The organism is Candidatus Cloacimonadota bacterium, assembly GCA_034661015.1.
In the GTDB taxonomy this organism is placed as follows: Bacteria; Cloacimonadota; Cloacimonadia; order JGIOTU-2; family JGIOTU-2; genus JAYEKN01.
Window position 1 is genome coordinate 1 of record JAYEKN010000216.1, and the last position, 11154, is coordinate 11154.

Annotated in this window: 8 protein-coding genes; 5 read left to right on the plus strand and 3 right to left on the minus strand. The window is 37.5% G+C overall.

Going from position 1 to position 11154, the window contains the following annotated elements; translation table 11 throughout:
• The 5 genes from U9P79_08310 to U9P79_08330 form a co-directional block, all read left to right on the plus strand.
• Positions 1-752, plus strand: a 752-nt coding sequence (locus U9P79_08310; GenBank protein ID MEA2104625.1) for a TonB-dependent receptor plug domain-containing protein, incomplete at its 5' end; no start/stop codon positions are given.
• Positions 753-818: 66 nt separating this feature from the next.
• Positions 819-3803 carry a PAS domain S-box protein gene (locus U9P79_08315; protein MEA2104626.1) on the plus strand — a complete coding sequence of 995 codons (2985 nt, stop codon included), beginning with the start codon at positions 819-821 and terminating at the stop codon, positions 3801-3803.
• Between the two features lie 167 nt (positions 3804-3970).
• Complete coding sequence (locus tag U9P79_08320) at positions 3971-6163, plus strand: adenylate/guanylate cyclase domain-containing protein (protein MEA2104627.1); 2193 nt, start codon at positions 3971-3973, stop codon at positions 6161-6163.
• Positions 6160-7443, plus strand: coding sequence for a M48 family metalloprotease (locus U9P79_08325; GenBank protein MEA2104628.1), 1284 nt, complete (start codon positions 6160-6162; stop codon positions 7441-7443). The genes U9P79_08320 and U9P79_08325 overlap by 4 nt, the downstream gene beginning before the upstream one ends.
• Before the next feature lie 377 nt (positions 7444-7820).
• Positions 7821-7955 (plus strand): hypothetical protein, encoded by a 135-nt coding sequence (locus tag U9P79_08330; GenBank protein ID MEA2104629.1) that lies wholly within the window; start codon positions 7821-7823, stop codon positions 7953-7955.
• Between the two features lie 141 nt (positions 7956-8096).
• Here the strand turns inward: U9P79_08330 and U9P79_08335 are convergent, their stop codons facing one another.
• The 3 genes from U9P79_08335 to U9P79_08345 all read right to left on the minus strand — a co-directional run.
• Complete coding sequence (locus U9P79_08335; protein ID MEA2104630.1) at positions 8097-9629, minus strand: UDP-N-acetylmuramoyl-L-alanyl-D-glutamate--2,6-diaminopimelate ligase; 1533 nt, start codon at positions 9627-9629, stop codon at positions 8097-8099.
• Entirely contained in the window at positions 9630-10709 is a 1080-nt protein-coding gene (locus tag U9P79_08340) for a peptidoglycan bridge formation glycyltransferase FemA/FemB family protein (protein MEA2104631.1), read from the minus strand.
• 212 nt (positions 10710-10921) lie between these two features.
• The coding region (locus U9P79_08345) for a PTS sugar transporter subunit IIA (protein MEA2104632.1) at positions 10922-11154 on the minus strand (233 nt) is incomplete at its 5' end.

Genomic DNA, 11154 nt, shown 5'->3' on the forward strand with positions numbered 1-11154 from the left:
AATGGAAAGAAGAACCCATGAGAACAAAAATTACTGTTTTATTAATAATCATCTCGCTATTTATTTGTAGAACTCCCTCTTTATTGGCTTCAGAACCGAACGATTTGATGGACTTGAGTATGGAAGATTTAATGACTATGGTAACCACCGCTTCCAAAAAGTCCGAGAAGATCGAAGATGCACCGAGTGTTATCACAGTTATTTCCCAAAAAGAGATCAAAGGATATTCCGCCAAAAATTTAGGCGAAGTTCTAAATCGAGTTGTTGGGGCAATTTTTTTGTCGGCAAATTGTTTTACAGATAATGTGGTTTCCTTTCGTGCCCAATCTACAACGCCATATAATAATCATATCTTGATATTGCTTAATGGAAGACCAATCAGAGATCCCGGAACAGGTGGACTGAACTGTTCCGTTTATGACACATTTCCTCTCGATGCAATTGATCACATCGAAATTATTCAAGGTCCCGGTTCTGTTCTTTATGGTTCATGTGCTTTTTCCGGAGTCATAAATATCAAGACAAAAATTCAGAAAGATAATGGTTTAAAGTCGGAAATTTCAATTTCCGCCCGATCCTATAACGGATATAATGAATCTATAACTGCCGGTTTGAAAAAAAATGATCTGGAAACATATTTTGCTTTTTCACATTTTCGTGATGAAGGTCAGGAATTTGAGTTTACGGATGGACTTCAGACGAACCTTGAAAAAGTTCCGCATTCTGAACTCCACTCGAAAAAAGATGAGTGAACTCCAGTCTGCTTAGAAAAATATCGCGGATATTTTATTCCAAAATATTCCCAAGAAAGGTAAACAATGAATAAAAAAAAGATTCTAATTATTGATGACGACGAAGGAATACGCGAATCGCTTTCTGATATTCTGGATGAAGAAGGATATTATGTAAAATCAGCCTCGGATGGAAAAACCGCCAAAGAGTTTTTTGAAAAAGATAGTTTTCACCTCGTTCTCGTTGATGTAAATCTGCCGGATATTAGCGGTTTGGAACTAATCTCGCAGCTGAAAAAAATTTCCCTGACAAGTGAATATATCATTATTACCGGGCATGCTTCCCTTGAGACCGCCATAATATCTGTGCAAAGTAAGGAGATTCTTTCTTACGAAAAAAAACCATTGGATATGTATCATTTTCTTAATTTCATTACCGAGACATTTAATAGAAAGGAGGCAGTGGAAGAGCTCCAAAAATCTGAAGAAAGATTCAGAGACATGGCAAATCTCTTGCCACAAATAATTTATGAAATAGATCTGAAAGGGAATCTTACTTTTGTGAATAAACAGGTATTTAATACCTTTGGATATTCTCAAAAAGAATTTGATAAGGGATTTAATTTTTTGAAAGCACTGATCCCGGAAGATAGATACAGGGCAAAAAAACATATCCAAAACATACTGCATGGAATCGAATTTGGGAATCCCGAATATACTGCCTTACGCAAAAACGGAAGCACATTTCCTATTTTAATATACTCAAATGTAATTCTCAAAGACAATGAACCTGCCGGTATGCGAGGGATTATTGTGGACATTACCGAACAAAAAAAATCAGAAGAAGAAATCAGAAAACTATCCACAGCAGTTACACAAAGTCCTTCTGTTATTGCAATCACGGATTTGAAGGGAAATCTGGAGTATGTTAATCCAAAATTTACGGAAATCACCGGATATACATTTGAAGAAGCGATTGGTCAAAATCCCAGAATCTTGAAAGCCGGTAACCTACCAGATGAGATGTATGAAGATTTGTGGGATACAATTTCTTCCGGTAATATATGGCGGGGAGAGTTTCACAATAAAAGAAAAAATGGAGAATTGTTTTGGGAAGCAGCTTCTATTTCTCCTATTTTTGACAAGCATGGCACAATTACTAACTATGTTAAAGTTGCAGAAGACATCACGGAACGCAAAAAAGCAGCCGAAGAACTAAAACTTAGTGAAAAAAAATATCGCACAGTATTTGAAAATACCGGAACAGCCACCGTTATTATTGAAGAAGATACAATTATCTCCCTAGCAAACAGCAAATGCGAACAGCTAACGGGATATTCAAAAGAGGAAATTGAAGGCAAAATGAAATGGACACAATTAATTGCCAAAGATGATCTTGAAAGAATGAAATCCCATCACAATGCCCGGCGTGCTAAAGATGGGGAAGCTCCCAACCGATACGAATTCAAATTAATTGATAAATTTGGCAAGATTCATTATATATTTATTGAAATTGATTTAATTCCCGGAACAAAAAGGAGCATTGCGTCTCTGCTGGACATCACAGAACTCAAACAAGCGGAAAAAATTCAAAACACAATATTTAATATTTCAACTGCCGTAAACACAACCCAAAACCTGAACGAATTATATTTGAAGATACAAGAATATCTCGGAGAAATAATTGATACTACGAATTTCTATGTAGCATTATATGATGAAAAAACCGATTTAATTTCTCTTCCTTATATAGCTGACAAAAAGGATAAAATTTTACAATTTCCTGCTGGAAAAACCCTTACTGCTTACGTAATTAAAACCGGAAAACCTCTATTTGCTCCTGAAACAATTTTCCGCGAATTAAGCAAACAGGGAAAAGTCGAAATGATAGGTCCTGATTCCAAAATTTGGCTTGGTGTTCCTTTAAAAATTGATAATATTGTTACAGGTGTTGTAGCTGTTCAAAGCTATGATAATCCGAATCTCTATACGGAAAATGATCTGGAAATCTTGGAATTTGTTTCGGGTGAGATTGCTCAGGCTATTAAATCCAAACAGGCAGAAATGAATATCAAAGAATCCCAACTTCGATATAAAAAACTCTTCACAAAAGCCCTTACTCCGATTTTGCTTGTGGAACCTGAAACTCGCTTTATTGAAGATGTAAACCCGGCTACCCTAAAATTATTTGGTTACACCAGAAACGAACTGATTGGCAAACCTCTTTGCATGATCCTGCCGGAAGAGAAAGAGCAAACTCAAAATATTTTAAATCAAGTCTCCAAAGCACAAGAAGGCGGAATCCGGATGGGAACGAAAACGGTTATCATAAAAAACGGCGAACATCGAATATTGGACGCCTCCTTCTCTTTCTATGTTTATTTTGGCAAACCTCTAATCCAGATAATTGCAGTTGATATTACGGAAAAAATCAGAACACAGGAAAAATTGCGAGAAGAACTAAAAGAAAATCGCTCTTTGCTGATGGAAATTCATCACCGCGTTAGAAATAATTGGCAGATGATTGATAGCCTGATGAATTTGCAGACGGGATATGTTGAAGATGAAAAAGCATTAACTTTGTTTATAGAAACCCAAGATAGAATTCGCTCAATGGCACTTGTACACGACCATCTCTATAACAAAGAAAGTTTGCATAATATAAATATGGGAAAATACTTTGAACAGATTGTGCACGAACTGTTTAATCTTTATTCAGCGGATTTGGGAAATATTAATCTTGAATTCGATATAAAAGATGTTAAGATGGACATTGAGATAGCCTCTCCCTGCGGAATGATAGTTAATGAAATTGTAACGAATTCGCTGAAACATGGATTCCCGAACAGACGAGATGGCATTATCAGCGTTTCCTTGAAGAAAACTTCCCCAAACATATTTACTCTCGTTGTTAAGGATAATGGGATTGGCATTCCTGCTGAACTTGATCTTCATGATGCCGGTGCTTTTGGTTTTGAACTCATCACGATGCTGGGTGAAGGGCAATTGGGTGGAAAGTTAACTTTAGACAGAAGTCAGGGAACCGAGTTTACTTTAATTTGGGGAGAGTAAAATCAGGCTTCGCAATAACCGTTTCGGAGAAACAGAATACGAATCGGATTACGCTTTTCCAAAGCGTTCCTACACAAACCGTTTAGGAGAAAGGGATTACGGTATTCCTCTTCCCTGAAATATTTTAATTTAACTTGATTTTAAATCAGAGACAAAAGCAGAAAATCATGAAAAAAACGAACTTTCCAAAAGCACGATTAACAAAAAACTATAAAAAATGGTACATCGGATTTTTTCTCGCAATTGTTATTTCGCTCATAGTCTCTTTTTTGCAAGAAAGTGAGTTTGGCAAACAACTCGAATTGAAGACGCTGGATTATCGCTTCCGGAAATTCACGTGTCCCGCAAAAGCAGATACGAACATCGTTCTCGTTTCTATTGATGATTCCAGTCTCGATTATTTTTCTTCATTTGGGATTTATTGGAAATGGCCTCGAAGCTACTATGGTTTTCTCGTTGACTATCTTTCCAAAGTCGAAGCGAAAGCTGTGATATTTGATATGATGTTCGACGATCCGGATATCAATCGGGACGAAACAGATGCGGAGGAGACAGACGGGGCTTTTGCCCAAGCCATAAAAAATTACGGCAAAACCATACTTGCAGGAAAATTCTCAAGAGATTCTTTAAGAATGATGCCGAATATTAACAGATTCGCCTTGAATTTTCAATCATCTTCAAACAAATATTTACACCCAAACAATGTCGGAGGAAGTTTCCCGATTGACACTTTGCTGAATGCTACAAATCTAATTGGTATAATAGATATTCAAGCCGATAATGATGGAATTATTCGTCGCGCCCCGCTAATTTCTAAATATCAGAACAAATATTATCCGCAGTTAGCCTTTGCCTGTTTATTACAAAAAGAAAACGAGCGGACTAATATTATCCAAACGCATAAATCAATCTCCTTTGAAAACAACACAATTCCTGTAGATAAATCTGGGAAATACTTAATTAACTGGTATGGAAGTGGCGGCCCGGATGGATTTTTTCAATACATTCCTTTTGCAGCCGTGATCCAATCCGCAAGTGCTTTGGAACAGGATTTGGAGCCAACCATCTCTCATAATAAGTTCAAAAATAAATATGTTATTATTGGGGCAACTGCTTCCGGTTTGTCTGACCTGCGTACTACTCCATTTGTAAAGCCATATCCCGGATTTGAGATATGGGCAACAATTCTTAGCAATTTTATCAATCGGGATTTTGTAACTGTGGTTCCTTTTTGGTTGAATTTGTTAAACACGATTTTTGCTGCTTTTCTCACTTTCCTGATTTTTACCCGATTCAAACCAAGAATCAGTAACCCGTTAATGATTGCCTTGCTGATTTATATTTTGGGATTATCGCTTTGGCTTTGGTCCGGACAAAGAATTTTGCTGAATATCACGATGCCATTATTCGGATTTTTTATTATGTATTTTGCAATTGTAACAGTTAGCTTTTTAATGGAAGGGCAGTCGAAACGTGAAATTCGCAAAGTCTTTACCCGTTATTTGCATCCTGATGTAATAAAATCCCTTTTGGAACATCCGAATGAAGTGGAAATTGGTGGAAACAAAATCGAGGCAACCGTTCTTTTTACCGATATTGCAAATTTCACTACTTTTTCAGAAGGGCACACACCTACGGAACTGGTTAAATTACTCAACGAATATTTTGAAAAACTTACTCAAATTGTCATTGATAACAACGGTTTGCTGGACAAATACACCGGAGATGGTTTGATGGCAATTTTTGGAGCTCCGGTTCAAAGAGAAGATCACGCTGTTCTCGCTTGCAAAGTAGCGCTTGCTCATCGCACTTATTGCCGGAAATTGCTTTCAAATCCCCAAATTGAGGAATCCTCTGTTTATAATTTCCACATTCACACTCGCATTGGGATAAATTCCGGAGAAATCGTGGCTGGAAATATTGGCTCGAAGTTGCGAATGGATTACACCGCAATCGGCGATGGGGTAAATCTCTCTGCAAGACTGGAAGGTGTGAATAAAGTCTATAAAACAAATGTGATAATCAGCCAATCTACCTACGATCTGATTTCCGGATCTTTCATCTGCAGAGAACTTGACACTTTACGAGTGAAAGGCAAAAAGAAGCCTACAAAGATTTATGAACTTGTTGCAGAAAATCACGAAGCCACCGCAGAATTGTCTGAACTAATTGAGAAATACACAGAAGCTTTGGGATTCTACCGGACTGGAAAATGGGAAAAAGCTATTGAGATCTTTAAAAAACTTACCGAGGGCTCATTCTCTGACCCTCCGTCTCAAATTATGCTGAAACGTTGTATTGATTTCAAGAAAAAACCACCCAAAAATTGGGATGGCGTTTTAACTATGGAGGTAAAATGATAAGAAAAAAAATAAGTCTAACTTTGTTTATAATATTTTTTTCGATTCTTTTCTTAAACCAATCGGTTTATTCGGAAGAGAAATCCAATTGCACGATCAACCGCGAACATGCCCTTTTGCGTTCCGGTCCCGGTTCATATTATCCATCCATCGCAGAACTTCCGTCAGGTATGGAAATTGCAATAATTGAAGAAACAAACGGCTGGTATAAAATCAATGTAGATTCTCTCACCGGATATGTTGCAAAAAAAATTACTGAAGGAAAAACAAGAAGGAACGATTTCAGTTCTCACGACACAGATACATTTGCTCAAATGGGAAAGAAGAGAGCAGTTAAAAGAGTTAATCAGGCTGAATTGACTGCCGGTATCAAAGGATTGGGCGGAAAATTCTGCAAGAATCTAAAGGGCGATAAAAAATTTGTGGAAATATTTGTGGGTTATTCTCTGGATTCGGATCAATTTTCACAATTCCGCTTTGAAACCTATAAAAATATGGATCTCAACAAAATTAGAAACGAAGTAGAATTGCCGGAATTGGTAGCACCCACATATTTTACTTTTGAGGAAGATGCAATGGGAATAGGAATTGCCGCGGCTATTTCCGAAATGGGATTATATCAAAATAAGTCCGTTCAGGATTATGTAAATTTTGTGGGAAATCTGGTTGTTCAGGCAAGCAATGCCTATGATATTCCCTTCAAATTTTTCATTCTGGATATTCCCCAACCAAATGCTTATTCTTGCCCGGGAGGAATAATTTTTATCACAAAGGGTTTGCTTGATTTTCTGGAAAATGAAGCGGAACTCGCCTGTGTTCTCGGGCACGAAATTACCCACGTTTCCTGTTATCACGGAATGAAAGAGCTGGAAGAACGCAAAGTGCAAATAATTGCCGAAGATTCATTTGCCGATCTTGATGAAGAAACGGAAGAAAATTTTGGTCCTATGGATGATTCTCTCAAAGCAGTTGAGGAAGAGCTGGAAAGCATGAGTATGTCAATCTATGGCAGGATATTTGCCGGACGTTATGCGGAATACGAAGAAGAAGCGGATAAATATGGAATAATTTACGCTACCCGCGCCGGATATGATCCTCGCAGCATGGCAGACCTGCTTCAGCGTTTGATCGCCAGCGGAAAAACATCAAATAACGAACATTTTACGCATGAGCAGATGGTGCAAAGAAAGGCATTGATTCAAATTAGTTTGAATAATTCGGAAATATCTCACGGACTTGTTCTGAACCGAGAAAGGCTGAAAAGCAGATTGACGAATTAGTTTCTGTCCGTAAAGTAGGGATTCGACGCAGATGAACGCTGAAGAAAATGATTTACGCAAGATAAAAAATTTAATTATAAAAAGTGTAGTATCAGCGCCTGCCCCGTTGAATGCTTTGTATTTTAATATTCAACAGGGGTTTATCAGCATAATCAGTGCTTGCCCTGTGGAATGTTTTTGCATTTATATTCCACTTGGGGTTTATCTGCGTCGAATCATCTGCGGATAATTATTGCAAAAATACGACTTTACGGATAGACTCTAATTAGCGTTTGTCCGTAAAGTACTATTTTTCGACCTCACCCCGACCCTTCCGCCGGCTGGCGGAGAGAGGGAGATAAAAGTTCCCCTTCTCTTTGAAGAGAAGGGGTTAGGGGATGAGTTGTAAAAAGGATGAAGAATATATTTTACTTGATATGCTACTTTACGGATGCACCCTAATTAGCGTTTTGGAGTGGAAAAAGGGCGTGAACGCCCTGTATTATTGTGGTTGTTTTCTTACCCAGCCATGAATGCTGGCTATTATATTTTTTTCGATTACCCACAATTTGCTTTATAGCAATATGTTATCTACCTTTTTCCCAATCTTTTAACCCTACTGCATTATCTGTGATAAAACCTCCGTAATTGTGTGATTCATACTATGTTTACTGTTAACCTTTGCGAAGGATTTGAGCCATTCGCAAGGTTTCCCGTTGAACCACCGCATACTCATCCCATGGAATTTCTTCGGTACCAATGGCAATGGTTTTTTCATGGGCTTTTCCGCAAGCAATAACCGTATCACCATCTTCAGCAGACAAAATTGCTTTCCGAATCGCTTTTTCTCTGTTGGCAATTTTCCAGAAATCCTTTTTTTCTACTTTGTTTTGAAGCATACAACCCTCTGCAATTTCACTCATAATTTTTTGTAAAGATTCTGTGCGAGGGTCGTCAGCAGTAATATAAATCTTATCGGCAAGTCTGGCAGCAATTTCACCCATTGGTTTTCGTTTTGAGTGATCCCGAAATCCGGGACAACCAAAAATTACATGAACTTTATTTTTTGTAAATTTTCTAACCGTTTCCAACACGTTTTTCAATCCATTCGGGGTGTGGGCGAAATCAATAAAAATATTGAAATTTCCTGCACTATGTTCGATTCGATCTAATCTTCCTGTTATTCTTTTGATTTGAGAGATCCCATTAACAATATTCTGCTTTTTTATCCCCAATTGAGCGCAAACTGTGATTGCTGCCAGAATATTGCTCACATTATATTTCCCCAGTAAATTTGTGCTAATTTCATAATCAGTAGGGGGAGATGTAACCACAAATTTAGTCCTCTCGGCTGTAAAATCAATCTCGCTTGCCCGATAATCCGCCTTAAATTTTATTCCATAATTAACTGAAATATCGGATTTGTATTTCTGAAAGAAATCATAAGATTCATCATCTCTATTTAATATTGCGATTTTTTTACCGGATTTGCTTTCCATTGGATTACTTAAATATTGAAATAATTTACCTTTTGCTTTTCTATATTCCTCAATATTCTTGTGATAATCAAGATGTTCGGGCGTCAAATTAGTTATAACTCCCACATCAAAATCGCATGCTTCTGCCCGATATTGAGCTAGCCCGTGTGATGAAGTTTCTATGATGGCATATTCCGTACCCGCTTCTACCATTATCGCGAGATATTTTTGTAACGTAACAGAATCCGGCGTTGTTGTGTGGAATCCGGTTTCGATGATATTGTTTCCCACGTTTGCCTGCAAAGTAGAAATCAAGCCGGTTTTTTTTCCTGCATGTTTTAAAATATGATAAATAATTGTGGCAGTGGTAGTTTTTCCGTCTGTACCGGTTATGCCGATAATTTTCATTTTTCGGGAGGGATGACCATAGAAAGCTGCAGCAAGATGTGCCAATATTCTGCGAGAATTATCAACCATGATAAATGGCGTTTTTGGATTGGAAATAACAAAATTGTCATTTTCCGCCACAATTGCTGAAGCACCTTTTTTTATAGCATTTTTCACAAATTGATGCCCGTCAAAATTTTCACCTTTCACAGCAACGAATAGGGAATTTGTTTCTACTTTTCGTGAATCAAAAGTGATAGACGATATTTCGATATTTGACGGATTTGAAACATTTTTCACATCCGTGAATTCAATTTCTTCTAATAATTTATTTAATTTCATCTACTCTTCCAGCGAATCGGAAATTTTTCCTTTTCTAATCAAACTTCGGAGATTCATATAGGTTTTGATTCCCTTATTCATCAAATAATACCAAAAAGGTTTGAGAATCAGATCGTGCATTCCGATGAAAATCTTTTTTTGTCCCTTGAATCCCTGCTTGAATCTGTAAACTCCGAAAAGAGGATGACCCGGTTTTGGATCGACCGGAATTCCCCAAAGGTCGTAAATTTTAAAACCGACTTCCTTCGCCCATTTTATCACCTCCCAGTGGATTGCGTGATTGGGCATCACATTGCGATATTCGTTTGAAGATGAGCCATACATATACCAGATTTTTTCACCGAAGCAGAAAATATAAACCGAGGCGATCGGTTTCTTATTGTAAAAAGCAACGAATATCCTAACCATTTTTCCCGGCTCTAATATTTGGAGAACACGCCGATAATATTCGCGGGGATGGATCATAAAATTATTTCTGTTAGCGGTTTCTTCGTAGATGTCATAAAATCGGTTCATCCCTTCTTCATTCGTCATCTCCTGAACTGTTACCCCTTTTTTCAATGCAAGCCGAATATTATAGCGGTGTTTGGATTTGCAATTCGAAAGAATCGTGTCCAAATCTTGGGTGAGATCAAGAAAAAAAGTTGCTCGCGGTTGAATTTGTTTTTTGAGTCGAACAAATTTAAATTTATTTAATAATTCTTTCGCTTTTTGGTCTTGTTCATCCACTTCCGGGTCTATCTTCAGGACGATGGCATTATGCTTTTTGGCAACTTCTCTTATCCGATCTATTAGTATAGAAAATATTTTTTCATCATGATAATCTACAATTGGACCTCGTGGAGCGTAGAAAATCGATTTTCCGATAAAGGGAATTTTTCTTTTTAAGATGGAAATACCGGCGATTATTTTATCATTTTCCAAAATGGAAATGCGAATAGGTTGCCAACCGGATATTTTTTTCAGTTCACCCCATTCTACAGATTGGAGAATCGGGCACATTTTCGATCGAGCGACAAACTCATTCCAGTCTCTTAATTCGTTTTCCGTTTTCAATATTTTACATTTAATATCTTTCAAACTTTCCTTTCTTTCCTATCAATAATTAGAGTCTGTCCGTGAAGTAGCATATCAAGTAAAATATATTCTTCATCCTTTTTACAACTCATCCCCTAACCCCTTCTCTTCAAAGAGAAGGGGAACTTTTATCTCCCTCTCTCCGCCAGCCGGCGGAAGGGTCGGGGTGAGGTCGAAAAATAGTACTTTACGGATAGACTCTAATAAATTTTAAATTATTGATTGGATTTCCCACTTCGACTTCTCGGTAATAGTCTTACTAATGATTTTAAATCATCCGCGCCCTTGGCTTGATTCCATTTTGTGAAGAAGTCTTTATTTTGAATCAGTTGAGCTACAGCCATCAAAGCTTTCAAGTGATGTTCTCGCATATCTAATGTTCCGATTAAAAGAAAAACAGCTCTTACGGGTTTATTATTTTTTTCCCACCGGATACCTTGTTGAAGTC

Bases quoted from the DNA above. Each gene is read 5' to 3' on its own strand.
- U9P79_08315 (MEA2104626.1), top strand. From the start codon at position 819: ATGAATAAAAAAAAGATTCTAATTATTGATGACGACGAAGGAATACGC.
- U9P79_08335 (MEA2104630.1), bottom strand. From the start codon at position 9,629: ATGAAATTAAATAAATTATTAGAAGAAATTGAATTCACGGATGTGAAA.
- U9P79_08325 (MEA2104628.1), top strand. From the start codon at position 6,160: ATGATAAGAAAAAAAATAAGTCTAACTTTGTTTATAATATTTTTTTCG.
- U9P79_08320 (MEA2104627.1), top strand. From the start codon at position 3,971: ATGAAAAAAACGAACTTTCCAAAAGCACGATTAACAAAAAACTATAAA.
- U9P79_08330 (MEA2104629.1), top strand. From the start codon at position 7,821: ATGAGTTGTAAAAAGGATGAAGAATATATTTTACTTGATATGCTACTT.